Annotated in this window: 14 protein-coding genes and 4 pseudogenes; 14 read left to right on the top strand and 4 right to left on the bottom strand. The window is 59.8% G+C overall.

Going from position 1 to position 18,133, the window contains the following annotated elements; all coding sequences use genetic code 11:
* A partial coding sequence (locus YU1_RS32960; RefSeq protein ID WP_029006259.1) for a transposase occupies positions 1-384 on the top strand: 384 nt, incomplete at its 5' end.
* A gap of 74 nt (positions 385-458) precedes the next feature.
* Here YU1_RS32960 and YU1_RS34560 read toward each other — a convergent pair.
* A pseudogene (locus tag YU1_RS34560) lies at positions 459-671 on the bottom strand (hypothetical protein); the annotation flags it as partial.
* Positions 672-1,081: 410 nt separating this feature from the next.
* Positions 1,082-1,744 carry a hypothetical protein gene (locus tag YU1_RS33685; RefSeq protein ID WP_156922419.1) on the bottom strand — a complete coding sequence of 221 codons (663 nt, stop codon included), beginning with the start codon at positions 1,742-1,744 and terminating at the stop codon, positions 1,082-1,084.
* Between the two features lie 349 nt (positions 1,745-2,093).
* Here YU1_RS33685 and YU1_RS34955 point away from each other — a divergent pair, with 349 nt between their 5' ends.
* The 12 genes and pseudogenes from YU1_RS34955 (at position 2,094) to YU1_RS32945 (ending at position 16,239) form a co-directional block, all read left to right on the top strand.
* On the top strand, positions 2,094-2,558 hold the full coding sequence (locus tag YU1_RS34955; protein ID WP_084540092.1) for a transposase: 465 nt from the start codon (positions 2,094-2,096) through the stop codon (positions 2,556-2,558).
* A 279-nt stretch (positions 2,559-2,837) separates the two neighbouring features.
* On the top strand, positions 2,838-3,608 hold the full coding sequence (gene fabI / locus YU1_RS0124100; RefSeq protein WP_029006258.1) for an enoyl-ACP reductase FabI: 771 nt from the start codon (positions 2,838-2,840) through the stop codon (positions 3,606-3,608).
* A gap of 1,725 nt (positions 3,609-5,333) precedes the next feature.
* Positions 5,334-6,536 (top strand): cytochrome P450, encoded by a 1,203-nt coding sequence (locus YU1_RS0124085; protein ID WP_029006256.1) that lies wholly within the window; start codon positions 5,334-5,336, stop codon positions 6,534-6,536.
* 81 nt (positions 6,537-6,617) lie between these two features.
* On the top strand, positions 6,618-7,910 hold the full coding sequence (locus YU1_RS0124080; protein WP_029006255.1) for a cytochrome P450: 1,293 nt from the start codon (positions 6,618-6,620) through the stop codon (positions 7,908-7,910).
* A gap of 1 nt (position 7,911) precedes the next feature.
* On the top strand, positions 7,912-8,160 hold the full coding sequence (locus YU1_RS31005) for a ferredoxin (protein ID WP_051357288.1): 249 nt from the start codon (positions 7,912-7,914) through the stop codon (positions 8,158-8,160).
* A gap of 37 nt (positions 8,161-8,197) precedes the next feature.
* Positions 8,198-9,043, top strand: a complete 846-nt coding sequence (locus tag YU1_RS0124070; protein WP_029006254.1) for an SDR family oxidoreductase — start codon at positions 8,198-8,200, stop codon at positions 9,041-9,043.
* Entirely contained in the window at positions 9,043-10,386 is a 1,344-nt protein-coding gene (locus YU1_RS0124065; protein ID WP_029006253.1) for a cytochrome P450, read from the top strand. The genes YU1_RS0124070 and YU1_RS0124065 overlap by 1 nt, the downstream gene beginning before the upstream one ends.
* Before the next feature lie 151 nt (positions 10,387-10,537).
* Positions 10,538-11,539 (top strand): polyprenyl synthetase family protein, encoded by a 1,002-nt coding sequence (locus tag YU1_RS0124060; RefSeq protein WP_029006252.1) that lies wholly within the window; start codon positions 10,538-10,540, stop codon positions 11,537-11,539.
* 247 nt (positions 11,540-11,786) lie between these two features.
* Positions 11,787-13,334: a hypothetical protein gene (locus YU1_RS0124055; protein ID WP_029006251.1), complete on the top strand. Its 1,548-nt coding sequence runs from the start codon at positions 11,787-11,789 to the stop codon at positions 13,332-13,334.
* On the top strand, positions 13,331-14,221 hold the full coding sequence (locus YU1_RS0124050) for a terpene synthase family protein (RefSeq protein ID WP_029006250.1): 891 nt from the start codon (positions 13,331-13,333) through the stop codon (positions 14,219-14,221). Before YU1_RS0124055 ends, YU1_RS0124050 begins: the two co-directional genes overlap by 4 nt.
* Before the next feature lie 137 nt (positions 14,222-14,358).
* Positions 14,359-14,514 (top strand): annotated as a pseudogene (locus YU1_RS31000) (transposase); the annotation flags it as partial.
* Between the two features lie 1,068 nt (positions 14,515-15,582).
* Positions 15,583-16,239 (top strand): DUF938 domain-containing protein, encoded by a 657-nt coding sequence (locus tag YU1_RS32945; RefSeq protein WP_029006249.1) that lies wholly within the window; start codon positions 15,583-15,585, stop codon positions 16,237-16,239.
* Between the two features lie 124 nt (positions 16,240-16,363).
* Here YU1_RS32945 and YU1_RS32940 read toward each other — a convergent pair.
* A pseudogene (locus YU1_RS32940) lies at positions 16,364-16,692 on the bottom strand (transposase domain-containing protein); the annotation flags it as partial.
* A 56-nt stretch (positions 16,693-16,748) separates the two neighbouring features.
* Between YU1_RS32940 and YU1_RS30990 the strand changes: the two are divergent.
* Positions 16,749-17,603, top strand: a pseudogene (locus YU1_RS30990) (IS481 family transposase); the annotation flags it as partial.
* 17 nt (positions 17,604-17,620) lie between these two features.
* Here the strand turns inward: YU1_RS30990 and YU1_RS0124025 are convergent.
* On the bottom strand, positions 17,621-18,133 hold a 513-nt coding region (locus YU1_RS0124025; RefSeq protein WP_029006116.1), incomplete at its 5' end, for an IS66 family transposase.

The following is an 18,133-nucleotide window of genomic DNA, read 5'->3' as shown; positions in this document are numbered from 1 at the left end:
GCCCTTTCGGCCCAGGCCGCTCTGCTGACGGCCGTGCCAGGCATCGGTCCCACGGTGCTGGCCACGCTGCTCGGCGAGCTGCCCGAGCTGGGAACACTCTGCCGCCGCCGCATCGCCTCTCTGGCCGGCCTTGCGCCCCATGCACGCGAAAGCGGCACATGGCGCGGGGCCCGGCGCATCTGGGGCGGCCGGCGAAAGGTCCGAGAGGCCCTTTACATCGCCGCCCTATCGGCCTCCCGCCGCGTTCCAACCCTCACGGCTATGCGCGACAGGATGCGTCTCAAAGGCAAGGCACCCAAGACCATACTCATCGCCGTCGCACGCCAACTCCTCGTCATCATCAACGCCATGAGCCGAAAAGGAGCACCCATCGCCATGGCTTGAACAACACAGTGGCCCCCTGTCTGAAGCTGAGAGAGATGGTGCGAAGGGAGACCGTCTCTTTCTCAGCTTCAACAGGCATCACAGAGCCATGCCACCGGCCACATGGTCCGGTGCTTCGCGATGAAGGCGAACTTCATGTCACTTCCCTCGCGAAGAAGGCTGCGTTTCGCGACGGTCTTCTGGTTGATCCCGTAGCGCTTCGCCAGGGCCCTCAGGCTCTTGACTATCCTGTACGCTCGACGGACCGCCTCTGTCGTCGTGGCGCATCCATGAAGAACCTGGCCCATAGCGCATCCTTCCATTCACACGAAAAGACTGCACCATCAAACATCGGGATCAAACACCTAGGCCGACGATGCTGATTTGCTTGGGACGGCTTCTGATGAACAGCTTGTCCCGACCGCCATCATGTTACGCAGATGCAGGGCGACAGGGGCTCTCCACCCCATCTACGGCCACTTCCGGAACGGGTGCCTCAATGAGCGCGCCGCGCCTCGCCTGCCGAGGCGCAGCGCATCATCGAGGCATTGGCGGATCGACTACAACACGATCCGCGCCATGTGAGTCTCGGCGGCGTGGCGCCGTCGATGTTCGCAGGCCGGTCTCATGAGGACCAAAGCCCAGCTGGGCCTTCCTCCACAGGAAAGAAAAAATCGTTGCACGTCAAAATGTATAATACAATTAATCAAATCCCTGTTTACAGGCGTGCCGTTTTTAAATATTTATTTATCAGCAAGAATAATTTTTCAGACTCCTCTGATGTGACAGGCCTATCTAACGATAAAACTATATCATTTCTCAACTGCAATATCTCTATAATTAATTGTCGATCACTATAATCGATGGCGCCAATATTTACCATATGCCTGGAGCTTGTTTCTACATCTAGATAGGATGCTTTGTGGCGTAAGCATAGGTCAATTAGCCATGCCTCGAGTGAAATACCTGTTATTATTGCTGCTTCTCTTGTGAATCCGGCTGAAAGTAGGCGTTTTGCGTCTCCGAGGTGTTGGCTGATAGTATCATTGATGGACATATTTGAAGATCTAGCGATTGCATTTTGGCAATAATCTTTTTTTGCGGATATGATTATCTCCTTGAGGTAGATTAGCGTGCAGTGATTGGTGTTGTAAAAGCCGCCATTCTCCTTCCGCATAAATGCTTGCAGATATACAGAATCCGGTCCATTCATCGCAATTAGTATATTTTTCGCGCTCATTTTCCATGCGGCAAATGCCGCTTCGTCGATGTGGTGGCCGGTTGAGTACGTGCCTTTAAAGTATATCCTGTTGTTATCAAGTTGATCGGCCTCGGATATTAACTCATCCATTCGGCGAGTCAGGTTGTCCATTTGATTCATGACATTCCCCCGTGTAGCGTTGGGGTGAGTTCTGTGTGTGTTGCCGCATAGATGTTCGTTTAAATTGCAAGCTGTGTATGCCAGTCTAGCTATAATAATGATTTTCAACGTAAAAATGACGGTAAAAAACTGCCTGCTTTTAAGAGCAAATGAAAAAAAGACAATAAATACATTTTATACCCTGGATATGAGTCTTGAATTCCGGCGGAGTGTTGCTATCCTATGATTTGGAGTGTCCGTCAATCTTTGGTTGCAGTTGTGGCTCTGCGCATTGGTGTGTGTAGGGTGAATTCCCAGGGTGGTTGAGTGGTTTTGGCGCGTGTGTCGAGATGGCGAGGGAGGGGGTGGCATGAATGGTGGCGGGTTTTGGCTTACTGAATATGAGTTTGAGTGTGTTCGTCCTCTTCTCCCGTGTGCGGTGCGGGGGCGGCCTCGTGCTGATGATCGTATGGTAATAAGCGGAATTATACATGTGCTAAAGTCTGAGGTGAAGTGGAGTGATGCGCCCGCTTGTTATGGTTCGCCTCGAACGCTTTATAATCGCTATGTACGGTGGTCGGAATTGGGTGTGTGGGATGATGTTGTTCGGCTTCTGGTTGGTATGGAGGGGGTGTTGGATCGGTTGATGTTGGTTGGGTGTCGTGGGTCGCAGTCGCCGGCGTTCTCTGGCGTTGATGGGGGTAAGGTGTTGCTACCCCCTTTGTCGGGGAGGGGTGAGGGGCCCGCTTTTTGCGCGCTGCGACGTTGTCCCTTTGTAAGGAGCTCGGGTGGGCGGCGTGCTTCGCGTGTGCGTTCTGCGGTGTTTGGTCGCTAATAGGTATTCTAAATGGGGGGGGTGATTTATTGTGTTGAATGTTCAGTGTGGCCTTATTTTAGTTGTCGCCCGCCGGGCGGCGGGGTGGTTATTGGTCCCTGGCGCGGTGTGGTCGCTTTCGGGGGTCGTCTGTTGGGAAATGTTGTCGGTGGGAGGTGGTTCCGACCTCCATCTTGCTCGTTCGTGCGTAGTGCACGGCCTTGACTGGCCTTGGTCAATCCGGCTGACGAAGGGTGGGCGATCTCGGGCGAGGTCTTCTCCCTTGGAAAGGATAATTCGATGAGTTCAATTATCGATCTCAGAGGCAAGCGTGGGCTCGTGGCTGGTATCGTCAACGATCACAGCATTGCCGCTGGTTGTTCGGTTGCTTTCAGGAGGGCTGGAGCTGAGCTGGCGATAACCTATCTCAACGAAGGGGCTAAGCCCTTTGTTCAGCCCGTCGCCGACACGCTCAACGCGCCAATTTTTTTTCCCTGCGATGTGCGTGTGTCTGGGCAGTTGGAGGCCCTCTTCGATGTCATTTGCAAGCATTGGGGGCAGTTGGATTTCCTGCTTCACTCAATTGCGTTTGCGCCGCGCGAGGATCTGCGTGCGAACGTGGTCAACTCCTCGGCCGAGGGTTTCGCGTTGGCTATGGATGTATCGTGTCACTCTTTTATTCGCATGGCGAAATTAGCAGCGCCGCTGATGAAAAAGGGGGGGTGTTTGCTGACGGTAGTTTTCTATGGCGCCGATCGCGTGGTCGAGGGCTCTAATCTTATGGGGCCGGTAAGGGCGGCTCTCGAGTCTAGCGTGCGCTATCTTGCTGCCGAGTTGGGGGAGCGCGGGATCCGCGCTTACGCAATCTCGCCCGGCCCAATTAAGACGTGCGGGGCATCCGGAATCGGCCGTTTCGACGAGTTGTTGGACGAGGTTAGGGTGCGCACGCCGGCGGACCGACTTGTGCCAATTGAGGATGTCGGGCGGGTCGCCGCCTTCCTGGTGGGTTGTGTCCAGGGGCCTCTGTCCGGTTCGGTTGTTTATGCAGACAACGACTTCTACTTGTGCTGACCTGTTGACAATCGAACGGTGTAGCAGTTACGCCTCGGGCCATCAGTTGATATCAGAGGCGCCAAGCGTTTCTGTTGGCTGCGCGGGCTTGGCCGAAATCATTAGCGCGGATTGGTTTTGGCGCGTCGCTTGGTCGACCGAATGAAGCGGGTCTCGGAGCTCGGTTGGCGCATTCTGGGCTGTGTTGTGTTATATAAAGGGTATAAGTTGTTTGATGTGAAATTATTGTTATTGTGTCTGTATGTTGTTGTGATGGTATTTAAGATTTAATGAGATTAAAAATGGCGCGTGGCGCAAAAATAATATTGCGTGATGTGCTTGTGTGCGTGCCGTTGCGATGTCGATAGCGAATCTGGAGGTCGTTGAAAGGGTAAGAGTGGGGGTGAGTTGTGTAATTAGGTTGAATTTTACATAAATATTGTAGTATATATTTGATGTGCAGGGGGGGGGGGGGGGGCGTGGCATGAGTCTAGGTGATCGATGTAACGTGATTGATTTGTCGGCTGCGTCCGCGCAACTTGATGTTTCGTCTTCTGTGGTTCTACGGCAGAGGGGCATGGCGCGAGTGCCGCTGCCTGGTGATGTCGTAATCTGGGTGGCCGGCCGTCACCGGGCGCTCAGACGAGTGCTTTCTGGCCAGTGTTTCAATGGTGGCTCGCGGCAGTGGCGGTCGCTTCGGGATGGCGAGATTCTCGAAGATTGTCCTTTGATCGGGGTGTGCAAGTTGAGCAACATGGTCGCGGCACGGGGGGCGATCACCAACGCTTGCGCCGGTTGGTGTCCAAGAGTTTTGTGTCTAGCTGTATCGCGCTGCTGGCTTCAAGGATCGAGCGATGTGTTGATCGACTGATGGTCGAGATGGCGCGGTGCTGCGGCAGCGCCGATCTGATGAGCGAGTTCGCCATTCCGCTGCCCTCCAACGTGATGGCTGAACTGTTCGGTCTGCCGGACGAGCGGTGCGAGGAGATTGTAGCGCTTACCAACAGTCTGGCCAGCACCTCGGCCTCAGCCGCAGGGGGGCGGGGGGGAGGGGGGCGACCGGCGCGGTAGCGTGTCCCAGAGTTATTCCGTCGTCTCATTGAGCTCGAGCGAGGGCAGCTCGGCGATGATCTAGCTGCGGTCTTGATCGTCGGGCGCGACAACGGCGAGTTCGTTTCCGACACCGAGTTCATCGACGTGTTGTTCGTGCTGCTCTCTGCTGGGCTTTGTGAACACCACTGGCGTCATCGGTAATGGCGTGCTGGCATTGTTGATGCTTCCGCAGCAATTGCATTTGGTGCGCAGCGGCCAAGTTCCGTGGTCGAAGGCGATTGAGGAGATCCTGCGCAGGGGGAGGGGGCTCAGTGGCCTATCTCCCATTCCGCTATGCAACTCAGGACGTGGAGATTGAAGAATGCATGATCCGTCGCGGCGATACCGTTCTGATGACGTTCCATTAGGCGATTCGAAATGAAGAAGTCTTCGGTCCCGGCGCTGACAGGTTTGATCTCACCTTGCGGCACAATCCGCACTTGTCTTTCGGTGGGGGGCATTTCTGCCTGGGTGCTGAGTAGTCGTTCTTGGAATTGCGCTGCCCGTTTTCCTTACTGGTTGCGTGGCTGGAAGAGATGGTGCTGGATGTCGTGGTGGATGGTATTGTGTACATGCCGTCTAGCGTAATTTGCTGCCATCATAGACTTTCGGTCACTTTCCGTCTTTCCAATACTTAGAGAGTGAGCTGCGATCATGTCCGAACAGCCTTTGCCGACTCTGCCGATGTGGCGCGTTGATCACATCGAGCCATCGCCCGAGATGTTGGCTCTACGCGCCAATGGTCCGATTCACCGCGTCCGGTTCCCGTCCGGGCATGAGGGTTGGTGGGTGACTGGCTACGACGAGGCCAAGATGGTGCTGTCCGATGTGGCATTCAGGCCTGCGGGGATGCCGCCGGCGGCGTTCACCCCGGATTCGGTGATCCTCGGTTCGCCGGGGTGGCTAGTCTCGCACGAGGGGGGGGAGCATGCCCGGTTACGTGCGATCGTGGCGCCGACCTTCAGCAACCGTAGGGTGGAGATGCTTGCGCAACAGGTCGAGACGATTGCTGCGCAGTTGTTCGAGGTGCTGGCTGCCCAGCCTCAGCCAGCCGACCTGCGACGCTACCTCTCATTTCCGCTGCCGGCCATGGTCATCAGTGCGCTGATGGGCGTGCATTACGAGGATCACGGCTTTTTTGCGGGGCTGTCCGACGAGGTGATGACGCACCAACATGAAAGTGGCCCACGCAGCGCGTCGCGCCTAGCCTGGGAAGAACTGCGCGCCTACATTCGCGATAAGATGCTGAACAAGCGCCTGGAACCGGGCGATGATCTACTGACGGATTTGCTCGCGGCGGTCGATCAGGGCAGGGCGACCGAAGAAGAGGCGATCGGTCTGGCTGCAGGCATGTTGGTCGCGGGGCACGAAAGCACCGTCGCACAGATCGAATTTGGCCTACTGGCCATGTTCCGCCACCCGCAACAGCGGGAACGTCTGGTCGGTGATCCATCCCTGGCGGACAAGGCGGTGGAGGAGATCCTGCGCATGTATCCGCCGGGTGCGGGTTGGGACGGCATCATGCGCTATCCGCGGACCGATGTAACCATTGCGGGGGTGAATATTCCCGCGGACAGTAAGGTTCTGGTCGGCCTGCCGGCGACGTCGTTCGATCCGCGCCATTTCGACAACCCCGAAATCTTCGACATCGGGCGCAAGGAAAAGCCGCACTTGGCATTCTCTTACGGGCCACACTACTGCATCGGGTTAGCGCTGGCCAGACTGGAACTCAAGGTGGTGTTTGGTTCGATTTTCCAGCGCTTTCCGGCGCTACGTTTGGCCGTGGCGTCCGAAAAACTGAAGTTACGCAAAGAGATCATCACCGGCGGCTTCGAGGAGTTTCCGGTGCTTTGGTGATGGGCGCACGTCGTTCTTCTCCGCAATTTGCCGACACGCCTTGCGCGCGCCGGCCAAATCAGTCAGCCAACAGGTAATAAAATGAACGTGCAAGAAACCAGGGTGGCATGTCGGGACGCTTTCGCCGAACTGGCGTCGCTGGCCTGTATCCACGACCCGTATCCGTTCATGCGTTGGTTGCGCGAACATGATCCTGTGCATCGCGCTGCCTCGGGCCTCTTTTTGTTGAGTCGCCACGCTGACATCGACTGGGCGCTCAAGGCTACGGGCGATGCGCTGCGGGGACCGGCGCCGGGCGAATTGGCGCGCTATTTTCCGCGTGCGGCGACTAGCCTATCGCTAAATCTGCTGGCTTCCACGCTAGCCATGAAGGAGCCACCAACGCATACCCGTCTGCGTCGACTGATCTCGCGCGATTTCACCACGCGCCAGATCGACAACCTACGGCCGAGCATCGCGCGCATCGTCGCAGCGCGCCTGGATGGCATGGCGCCCGCGCTGGAGCGCGGGGAGGCGGTGGACCTGCATTGGGAATTCGCGCTGGCCTTGCCCATGCTGGTCTTCGCCGAACTGTTCGGCATGCCCCAAAACGACATGTTCGGGCTCGTTGCCGGCATCGGTGCCATTTTGGAAGGCCTGAGCCCGCACGCCAGCGATCCCGAACTCGCGGCGGCGGACGCAGCCAGCGCGAGGATGCAGGCCTACTTCAACGACCTCATACAGTGCAAACGCAACGATCCTCGCCACGACATCGTGTCGATGTTGGTCGGTGCTCACGACGACGATGCAGACACACTGTCGGATGCGGAGTTGATCAGCATGTTGTGGGGGATGCTGCTGGGCGGCTTCGCAACCACTGCCGCGACTATCGACCATGCAGTCCTAGCGATGCTGGCGTATCCCGGACAACGACACTGGCTGCAGGGCGACGCTGTGGGAGTGAAGGCATTCGTCGAAGAAGTCCTGCGCTATGAAGCGCCCGCCATGTTCAGCTCCATTCCACGTATCGCCCAGCGCGACGTGGAGTTGGGGGGGGTGGTAATCCCGAAGAATGCAGACGTGCGCGTGCTGATCGCGGCCGGCAATCGCGATCCGGACGCCTTTTCCAATCCGGACCGCTTCGATCCCGCGCGGTTCTACGGTACTGCTCCTGGCGTGTCTGTCGACGGGAAGATGATGCTAAGCTTCGGTCATGGCATCCACTTCTGTCTCGGTGCGCAGCTGGCTAGGGTGCAGTTGGCTGAGAGCCTGCCGCGGATCCAAGCGCGTTTCCCCACGCTGGTATTGGCCGAGCAGCCGAGTCGGGAGCCTTCGGCGTTCCTCAGGACGTTTCGCGCGCTGCCGGTGCGGCTGCGTGCACCGAGGAGGGGCTGACATGCGCGTCGTGGTCGACCGGGATCTGTGCGGCACCACCGGGCAGTGCGTGTTGATACTGCCGGGCACCTTTCGCCAGCGCGAACCAGATGGCGTGGCCGAGGTGTGCGTAGAGACGGTCCAGCAGGGGTTGCGTGCCGCAGTGCGGCTCGCGGCTAGCCAGTGCCCGGTCGCTGCCATTCAGATAATCGAAAGCGACGTTGGTGATGACGACCGTGCCAGTGCCGATCCCGCGCCTTTGCCAGCGTAGGGCATGCGGCCAAAACCAAGCAATTTAGGAGGACACGATGGGACGGTTTGAAGGCAAGGTGGCTGTGGTGACCGGAGCTGGTGCCGGCATCGGAAAAGCATGCGCCCTCTTGATCGCGCGCGAAGGCGGCAGAGTGGTGGTGGCCGACATTGATGGCTTGGCGGCCATCGCCTGTACCGAGCACATCGCGGCCGAAGCGGGCCGCGCGCTGAGCATAACCATGGACATCGCCGATGCGCAGGCGGTGGCAGCGCTGTTCGAGGCGGCGGAGCGGCATTTTGGCGGGGTCGACTTGTTAGTGAACAATGCGAGCGCCATGCATTTGACCCCTCGGGACCAAGCGATCCTCGACTTGGATCTGACGGTTTGGGATCAGACGATGGCGACCAATCTGCGCGGCACGCTGCTCTGCTGCCAGCATGCCATACCACGGATGATCGCCCGGGGGGGGGGCGCGATCGTCAACATGTCGTCGTGCCAGGGACTCAGCGGTGACATCGCGCAGACGTCTTATGCAGTGTCGAAGGCGGCGATGAACATGCTGTCCGCCTCGCTCGCCACCCAGTATGGGCATGCGCAGATCCGGTGCAATGCGGTTGCACCGGGGCTCATTATGACAGAGCGTCTCCTCGCCAAGCTGGATGAGCCAGCGCAACGGTATCTGCGCCGACACCAACTTCTTCCGCGCGTCGGTCGCCCCGAGGACGTGGCCGCGCTGGTGGCATTCCTGCTCTCCGACGATGCTGCGTTCGTCACGGGCCAGATTCTATGCATCGATGGCGGTATGCTGGCGCATGTGCCGACGTACGCCGACGGTGGCAACAGCCGTGCTGAGCGGCCTGCTGGTTCCTCTGCTGAAGCGGTCGCGGCACCGCATTGCTGATGGACGTGCTGCTCAACCCACTGGACCGTCGGCACCGGTTGCGGTGCGATATTCCGGTCCTTCCCGGCGCTTTTCCCGTGGTCGGGCATCTTCCCGCCATTGTCTGCGATCTGCCTCGCCTGCTGCGGCGCGCGGAGCGGGCGCTGGGCAGTCATTTCTGGCTGGATTTCGGCCCTGCCGGACACTTGATGACCTGTGTGGATCCGGATGCGTTCGCAATGCTTCGGCATAAGGATGTGTCCTCGGCGCTGATCGAAGAGATCGCGCCCGAATTGCTCAGCGGAACGTTGGTCGCTCAGGACGGCGTTGCGCATCGGCAGGCACGTGATGCGATCAAGGCGGCATTCCTACCGAAGGGGCTGACCCAGGCCGGCATCGGCGACCTGTTTGCGCCGGTCATCGGGGCGCGGGTGCAGGCGTGGCGCGACCGCGGGGACATAGCCATTCTGCGCGAAACCGGAGACCTGATGCTCAAGCTCATCTTCAACCTCATGGGAATCCCCGCGCGGGACCTGCCGGGATGGCATCGCAAGTACCGGCAATTGCTGCAGTTAATCGTTGCCCCCCCGGTCGACCTGCCCGGCCTGCCGTTGCGGCGCGGCCGCGCGGCTCGCGATTGGATCGATGCGCAGTTGCGTCAGTTCGTTCGCGACGCGCGTGCCCATACCGCGCGCACTGGGTTGATCAACGACATGGTGAGCGTCTTCGATCGCGGTAACGATGCGCTGTCCGATGACGTTCTGGTCGCCAATATCCGCCTGCTGCTGCTTGCTGGTCACGACACTACCGCCTCGACGATGGCCTGGATCGTGATCGAGCTGGCCCGGCAGCCTATGCTGTGGGATGCCCTGGTCGAGGAGGCGCAACGCGTTGGCGCAGTGCCGACCCGGCACGCGGACTTAGCTCAATGTCCGGTCGCCGAGGCGCTGTTCCGCGAAACGCTGCGCGTGCATCCGGCGACCACACTCCTGCCGCGTCGCGCGCTACAGGAATTGCAAGTCGGCCAATTGCGCGTTCCCGCGGGCACGCCTCTGTGCATCCCGTTGCTACATTTTTCAACCTCAGCGTTGCTGCACGATGCGCCTGATAAGTTCCGCTTATCGCGGTGGCTGCACCGCACGGAGCCGATCCGGCCGGTGGACATGCTGCAGTTTGGTACCGGCCCCCACGTCTGCATCGGCTACCATCTGGTATGGTTGGAACTGGTGCAGTTTAGCATTGCCTTGGCGCTAACGATGCAAAAGGCCGGGGTGCGGCCGCGGTTGCTGAGCAACGTCGAAAGAGGTCAGCGCTATTACCCGACCGCACATCCGTCCATGACAGTCCGCATCGGGTTCTCATGAGCTGGCATCGTATGCCCCATGTGGCGAGACAGCGGCGTCGGGACGCGCGGCATTGCTTCACTCAGTGTGGGGCCGGTGCGACGCCAACAGCACTGCGGTGGCTCGCCGCTCGTAGTGGCCTTCTCCTGCTAGGAACAAGGATATGAACAACATGCAGATCGGCTCCACGCCACACGACGACCGAACTGGCGTTTCCGCGCCTAGCGGATTGTGCGCGCAGGCGCGCGGCGCATCCGGCGGACAGCTGCAACCCGAGATCTGGATGCAGGAGGGCGTAAAGCGGGTCGAACAGGCGCTGACACGTCTTCTCTGCGCCGAAGACGACGGTGGGATCGAGCTGATGGCGGCGATGCGCTACGCCACCTTAGGTGGTGGGAAGCGCACCCGCGCCTTACTCTGTCTGGCTGCCGGCGCACTGGCCGACACGCCGGCGCACATCCTCGACGACGTTGGCGCCGCCATCGAGATGATGCATGCCTGTACCTTAGTCCACGACGATTTGCCCGCGATGGACGACGACGTGCTTCGCCGCGGTCTTCCGACCGTGCACGTCAAGTTCGGCGAAGCCACTGCAATCCTCGTCGGCGATGCTCTGCAAGCACACGCGTTCCTGACCCTGGCGAACCTAGATGCGTCGAGGGACAACCATATCGCGCTCGTGCGTGAACTGGCGCAGGCGGTATCTGCCAAGGGTGCCGCTGGCGGGCAGGCCATGGATCTGGCGCTGGTCGGAAAGTACGTCGAGCTGGACAGGATCGTGGCAATGCACCGGATGAAGAGCGGAGCGCTAGTGCGCGCATCCGTTCGTATGGGTGCACTATGTGCCATCGCAGAGGATGCTGCTCCCGCTATGCTGTACTGTGCGCTTGATCACTACAGCGCCTGTTTCGGTCTAGCTTTGCAGGTGGTCAACGACATTCTCGACGCGACGGCGGATGCCGCGACGCTGGGCAAGGTTCCCGGAAAAGACGCGGCGGCGCAGAAGCCTACCTGCGCGTCGATCATGGGGCTGCAGGAGGCGCGCCAGTTCGCGCTGGATCTACTGCGCGAAGCCGGGGAGGCTATCGCCCCATTGGGGCCGCGTGCGGAACGGTTGGCACAGATGCTGCACCAGGCCAACGCGTATCTTTTCAAGCATGCGCCATGCGCATGAGCCCCCCGCGTGGAGTGGCCCGTGTTCCACTGCGTCGGCCGTCGATCGCGGCGGTCGCCGGGCACGGCCGCGGCGCACACTGCGCGTAGGCCCATACGGCGGACCGGCACCAGCGTTCTGGCATGTCGCGGTGGAATAGGCGGCTGTCCGTCGCGGCCCAGCGCCGGGCTGCCACGAACCTATGGGGATGTGCGTGGCGTCTGTTGATCCTGGTTCTCGTCAACCATTCGCAGAAGGAACATCCTGCGTGAACCTGCTGTCCGAACAGATCCTTTCCGAATTGCACCACCTGCTTAGAGAGATGAGCGACGGCGGCAGCGTCGGTCCATCCGTATACGACACGGCGCGAGCTCTGCAATTCCACGGCAACGTCACCGGTCGGCGAAGCGCATACGAGTGGCTCATCAGGCAGCAACAGGCTGATGGCGGGTGGGGAAGTGCGGACTTTCCGCTGTTCCGCCATACACCAACGTTGGCGGCGTTGTTGGCTTTGCAGCGTGCTGCCTCTCTTCCGGGCGCTGCCGACGCGATCCAGGTTGCGACCCAGTTCCTAGAGCGCCAGCCCGATCCTTACGCGCATGCGGTCCCGGATGACGCGCCGATCGGAGTGGAACTGATCCTGCCTCAACTGTGCGGTGAGGCCGCATCCTTGCCGGGAGGCGTGGCGTTTCCGTGCCACCCGGCGCTGCTGCAGTCACGGCAAACGCGCTTAGCCAAGCTGGGGGCGGCGACGTTGCCGAGCGGCCATCCTTTGCTGCACTCCTGGGAAGCGTGGGGGACGTCGCCGACAACCGTATGTCTGGATGGCGACGGCAGCATCGGCATCAGTCCGGCGGCCACAGCCGCGTGGCGCGCGCAAGCCATGGCACGGGGGGGCATGCCACAGGTGGCGCGCGCCGAGGCGTATCTGAAGGCGGCATCGCGCGCGACGTGCAGCGGAATCGAAGGTGTCGTTCCCAACGTTTGGCCGATTGATGTGTTCGAACCATGCTGGTCGCTGTACACTCTGCATCTTGCCGGGCTATTTGCGCATCCCGCGCTCGCCGAGGCGGTGCGCGTAATCGTTGCGCAGCTCGACGTCCGCCTAGGCGTGCGCGGTCTGGGGCCTGCTTTGCACTTTGCGGCCGATGCGGACGACACCGCCGTTGCGCTATGCGTTCTGCGCCTTGCAGGCCGTGACCCTGCGGTCGATGTGTTGCGCCATTTCGAAATCGGCGAGCTGTTCGTGACCTTCCCAGGTGAGCGCAACGTCTCGTTGTCGACCAACATCCATGCCCTGCATGCGTTACGACTCTCGGGAAATGCCGCCGTCGGCACCAGCGCTTACATCGAGGCCAAGCGCAACCCGGAGGGGGTATGGAATAATGAAAAATGGCACGTTTCGTGGTTGTATCCTACCGCGCACGCGATCGCTTCGCTGGCGCAGGGCAAACCCCAGTGGCGCGACGAACGCGCTCTGGCGGCGCTACTCCAAGCGCAACGCGCCGACGGCAGCTGGGGTGTCGGTCGCGCGTCCACATTCGAGGAAACTGCCTATGCGCTGTTCGCGTTGCACGTGATGAATGGGAGTGAAGAACCTACAGAGCGCTGGCGCGTCGCACAGGCGGTCGCGCATGCGCGGCAGTGGATGCTCGACCGCCATGCAGCCTATGCGTTGCCCCAGACTCCATTATGGATCGGCAAGGAGTTGTATTGCCCCACCCGGGTCGTCCGTGTAGCCGAACTCGCCGGGTTATGGCTGGCGCTTCATTGGAAGCGGAGCGTTGTGGTCGAGGCAGCAGGGGGGATATCATGATTCAGATTGAACGCGTGTTGCAGCAGGTGCTGGAGTGGGGACGTTCCCTGATTGGATTTGCCGACGAGCATGCCGTGGAAGCGGTCAGGGGCGGCCAGTATATCCTGCAGCGCATCCACCCGAGCCTGTGCGAAACTAGCGCCCGCACCGGCCGCGATCCGCTGGACGAAACGCTGATCGTCGCATTCTGTCGTGAATTGGCCCTGCTGTTTTGGCTCGATGATTGCAACGATCTTGACCTGATCGCGCCGGAGCAACTGGCTGCGGTGGAGCAGGCACTAGGGCAGGGCGTGCCGTGCATGCTCCCCGGATTTGAAGGCTGCGCTGTGCTGCGCTCTTCGCTGGCCGCCCTCGCCTACAATCGTCGTGACTATACACAGCTTCTTGACGATACCCGGCGTTACTGTGCGGCACTGCGCTCCGGACACGCGCAGGCGGGGGGGGGGGGCTGGTCCTACGCCGAGTACCTACACAACGGCATCGATTCGATCGCCTACGCGAACGTGCTTAGTTGCCTATCATTGCTGTGGGGGTTGGACATAGTGGCCTTGCGTGCGCGTCCGGCGTTTCGCCAGGTCTTGCGGCTCATCTCCGTCATAGGGCGCTTGCAGAACGATCTGCATGGACGCGACAAAGACCAGTCGGCCGGCGAGGCGGACAATGCCGCGATCCTCTTGCTGCAGCGCTATCCGGCGATGCCGGTGGTAGAGTTCCTTGACGACGAATTGGCTGGCCACGCGCGAATGCTGCAAAGGGTGATGGAGGAAGAATGCTTTCCCGCACCCTGGGGACCGTTGATCGAGGCCATGGTGACCATCCGCGCGCAATACTATCAGACCTCGATCGCCCGCTACCGTAGCGATATTGCGGGTGGAGTGTCGCTCTGAATGTGCGGGAGGCCGCGGCGTGTGCGAGTTGCCGCTGATCGGGTGCAACGCCGTCCCCCGATGCGACGAGCATAAACAACACCGTCCTGAGCCGCCGCGGGGCTGGAAATCGTCCGGGATCGGCGAACGGCGTCGACAAGGCGGTCTACCGGCAGCGTCATCGCATCGAGAACATGTTCGGCCGCATCAAGGACTGGCGCCGCGTCACCTTGCGCTACGATCGCTGCGCCCGCACCTCCTTCTCGGCAATCTGCCTCGCAGCAATCGTTCTCTTCTGGATCAATGAGGCCTGAATCTATACTTGCTATTGTATCATATTTTATAATCAATCAACAATTGTACTGCATGCGTCTATCGTAAAAGATATTTTACTCTACCTTGAAATGCAGCGACGTTCCGATTTTTTATTAAAAATATGAATCCTCGCATGAATTTTTATGGTATTTGTGTTTCGTGTCTTTTTGTAGTTACAATATATGCCGCCGTAAATGGTTTGTGTTCGAGTATTTTTGGCTATATGGCTAATATTTGATTTATTATCGCCCAATGTATGGGGGGGTGATTTTGGCGTTTAGGTTGGCTTTGCTGTCCGTTAATTTGAGGTGTATATGATGGATGGTCGTATGTCGGAGTGGGTGTTTCAAATGAAATGATATTTAAGCTCAGGTGGTGGCGTTCTAAAATTGATGCTCTTTAGCGGTAGTGCTGATTCTGTTAAAGTTGATCGTTGGAGGCGTTGGTGGACTTTAGTCGCAGCCAAGGCTGGTGGCGTGTCGGTCAGTGCAGCATACCGGTGGCTGGACTGCTTCCGGGCGGGTGGCGAACGGGTGTTTCGTGACGCGAGGTTGGCGCTCCGTCGGGCTCCGCGTGCGACCCCGGCCGCGACGATCGCGCAGGAACTTGGCTCGCCGCGCTCGGTCGGGTGCGGGGCCGAAGCCTGCAATGCATAAGGCAGGTCATCGTCCGGGCGGTAGGAGAGTATGCCCGCGGAACAGGGCGGTCAAACGAGGCGCCTTCGGTCACATCGGCGCGTCATACAGAAAACTGCGCCTACACCACTCGGTGATGGTTTTTCGATTAAGGCTGTAGCGTGCTGTTGGCCTTTTGAGCGGAGCCTTCGATGCTCGGATGGCGTGGGTGGTTGTCGCTCTGCATGAAGCGTCTGGCTGATAGTGCCTCCCGCAATTGGGGGCAGCCTCGCTGATTTCCCGCGCTTCGGAACTACACGCCTAGTTAGCCATCTTGGTGTCGATTTCGGCTTCAATACCGCCGTGGATGGCTTCCTTGCCGAGTTGCTTGCTCAACCGGCCTAACCTCAGCTCGTTAGCTCTGCGCGCGAGCTATCTGCCAAGGAGCAATATATGACTCAAGCCGATCAAAGACCTGCCATTGATCCCCGCCCCCTGAGCTCTTACGTGGCATGGGCGGGAAACCGCAACAAAGGCCCGATCTTGGCCGTGTTCAAGGAAATCTTCCCGAAATCAGGTGATGCCCTGGAATTGGCGAGTGGGTCGGGTCTGCACGTAAAATATTTCGCGCCGCATTTCCCAAGTATCTGCTTCCATCCGTCGGACTGTGATGCTGATGTTTTCGGGGAAATAAAATCCAGTAGGTCTGGGGATCGAAATGCTAATGTCGTCGATCCTGTGTTAATTGATATTATGGATCCGGCGACTTTTCCAAATCCAAAGTATCTGCTGTTCGACGTGATATTTGTGATCAATCTATTCCAGGTAGCGCCAATTTCGATACAGGAGGGTGTTGCACGTCTTGCGTCATCCGCTCTTGCGCCCGACGGAATCCTGGCGATCTATGGGCCGTTCATGCTTGACGGAGAATATACAGCCGCATCGAACGAAGCGTTCGATAAGGAAATCCTAGCCGCGGGCGTCGCCGAATGGGGGCTCAAGGATATCCGCGATCTCGAAAAGGCGGCCGCTCGCTTTGGGCTGAAGCTTGCACGCACGCTTGACCTGCCGACGAATAACTTTATTCTGCTCTTTAATCGCCTGCGCTGAGGCTGGGATGCTTCTATTGTAAAGGTCCCGAAGAAGCCTACACTGTCCTGACGTACGCCCCATTTTTTAAGCCAGTTTGAGCTGGTGAACCGCCCGGGGTTCACTGGAGGCCATTTGGTTTGAGTCAAGTCGCCGTTTTCTGCTCATCGAGCAGAGTATAGTAGCGTTCCTCGGCTTCGGCCGGCGGGATGTTGCCGATAGGCTCCAGCAGCCGGCGATTGTTGAACCAGTCGACCCCGGTCAGCATGGCGAACTCGACGGGCTCGAAGAATTTCCAAGGTCCCCCGCCGATGGATGACTTCGGCCTTGTAGAGGCCGTTGATCGTCTCGGCGAGAGCGTTGTCATAGCCGTCGCCGACGCTGCCGATGAAGGGCTCGATGCCGGCCTCAGCCAGGCGTTCGGTGTAAGCGAATGCTCACATATTGCGAGCCGCGGTCGCTATGGTGCCCTAGGTGTTTAGTCCCACAGTGTGATGGCGTAACGTTGTCGCCGTCAGAGAGGATGCGCTATGGGTCAGATTCTTTACGGGAGCGCCACGACCACGCACGCCGTTCGAGCGGAGCTACAGCGATCGCAAGCTTCAGCCGCGCAACTCGCGCGGCGCTTCGAGATCAACGAAAAGACCGTGAGGAAGTGGCGGGCCCGCCCGGCGGTTGAGGACGCGCCGATGGGGCCGAAGGAGCGTCGTAGCTCCACACTCTCGGCCATCGAGGAGGCCGCCATCGTCGCTCTGTGCGTGCAGGTTCGCCTGCCGCTGGACGACGTCTTCGTCGCGCTGAAGGACGTCATTCCACATCTGACCCGCTCGTCGCTGCATCGCTGCCTGCAGCGTCACGGCATCTCTCGGCTGCCGAAGGTGGATCGCGAAAGGCCGAAGCGGTTCAAGGCTTACGAGATCGGTTACTTCCACATCGATATCGCCGAGCCGCGCTACGAGGGCGGCAAGGCCTATCTGTTCGTCGCAGTCGACCGGATTTCCAAGCTAGTTTTCGCCCGGATCTACCGGAGGGCGACGAAGCTCGTGGCGGCGGGTTTCCTCAAGGCTCTGCTCATGGCCGTCCCCTACAAGGTCCACACGGTACTGACGGATAACGGGGTTCAGTTCGTCCAGCACGACAAGAGGGCCGAGGCCGGCTTTCTCGCCCACGTCTTCGGAAGGGTCTGCGCCGAGCGCGGCATCGAGCGCAGGCTGACCAGGCCCTATCATCCGTGGACCAATGGCCAGGCTGAACGCATGGTCCGAACCATCAGGGACGCGACTGTCCGCGCCTTCCACTACGACTCGATCGACGACCTCAGGCGCCACGTCCGGGACTGGCTGCTGGCCTACAGCTATGCCGAGCAGCTCAAGGCGCTTCGCTTCAACCGTAAGCGTCGTCTTCAGGCCACGTTGCTGAGGACGGGCTGTGCGGGATAGGCCCATGGCAAAAGGTCGTCGATGCAGCTGTTGGGGTGGCCGTTGACGATGCGGGTGATGACGTCCGCGAGGTAGGCCTCGGGATCGCTTCCGTTGAGCTTGCAGGTCTCGACCAGCGAGGCGATGACGGCCCAGTGCTCGGCGCCGCGGTCGGAGCCGGCGAAGAGCGCATTCTTCCGGGTGAGGGCCGGGGGGCGGATGGAGCGCTCCACGATATTGTTGTCCAGCTCGACGCGGCCGTCGTCGAGGAAGAGGGGCAGCCCCTCCCAGCGCGAGAGCGCGTAGCGGATCGCCTCCGNGAGCTTGGTCTTCTGGCTGATCAGCGCCAGCTTCGCCCGCAACCATGGCTCGAGAGCCTCGATGATCGGCCTGCTCTTTTCCTGGCGCGTGGCCTGACGCTCATCCGGGCGCCGCCCCCGGATCGCAGCCTCGACGTGATAGAGCTCGGCGATGCGCTGCAGGGCCTCGCCGGCGAT

The sequence above is a fragment of the Azorhizobium doebereinerae UFLA1-100 genome (genome assembly GCF_000473085.1).
In the GTDB taxonomy this organism is placed as follows: Bacteria; Pseudomonadota; Alphaproteobacteria; order Rhizobiales; family Xanthobacteraceae; genus Azorhizobium; species Azorhizobium doebereinerae.
Note: the sequence above shows the minus strand (reverse complement) of the source record. Positions and strands in the feature narration are given on the sequence as shown.

Excerpts from the sequence above, each read along its gene's own strand:
- YU1_RS33685 (WP_156922419.1), bottom strand. The coding sequence starts at position 1,744 with ATGAATCAAATGGACAACCTGACTCGCCGAATGGATGAGTTAATATCC.
- YU1_RS34955 (WP_084540092.1), top strand. The coding sequence starts at position 2,094 with ATGAATGGTGGCGGGTTTTGGCTTACTGAATATGAGTTTGAGTGTGTT.
- fabI (WP_029006258.1), top strand. The coding sequence starts at position 2,838 with ATGAGTTCAATTATCGATCTCAGAGGCAAGCGTGGGCTCGTGGCTGGT.
- YU1_RS0124085 (WP_029006256.1), top strand. The coding sequence starts at position 5,334 with ATGTCCGAACAGCCTTTGCCGACTCTGCCGATGTGGCGCGTTGATCAC.
- YU1_RS0124080 (WP_029006255.1), top strand. The coding sequence starts at position 6,618 with ATGAACGTGCAAGAAACCAGGGTGGCATGTCGGGACGCTTTCGCCGAA.
- YU1_RS31005 (WP_051357288.1), top strand. The coding sequence starts at position 7,912 with ATGCGCGTCGTGGTCGACCGGGATCTGTGCGGCACCACCGGGCAGTGC.
- YU1_RS0124070 (WP_029006254.1), top strand. The coding sequence starts at position 8,198 with ATGGGACGGTTTGAAGGCAAGGTGGCTGTGGTGACCGGAGCTGGTGCC.
- YU1_RS0124065 (WP_029006253.1), top strand. The coding sequence starts at position 9,043 with ATGGACGTGCTGCTCAACCCACTGGACCGTCGGCACCGGTTGCGGTGC.
- YU1_RS0124060 (WP_029006252.1), top strand. The coding sequence starts at position 10,538 with ATGCAGATCGGCTCCACGCCACACGACGACCGAACTGGCGTTTCCGCG.
- YU1_RS0124050 (WP_029006250.1), top strand. The coding sequence starts at position 13,331 with ATGATTCAGATTGAACGCGTGTTGCAGCAGGTGCTGGAGTGGGGACGT.
- YU1_RS32945 (WP_029006249.1), top strand. The coding sequence starts at position 15,583 with ATGACTCAAGCCGATCAAAGACCTGCCATTGATCCCCGCCCCCTGAGC.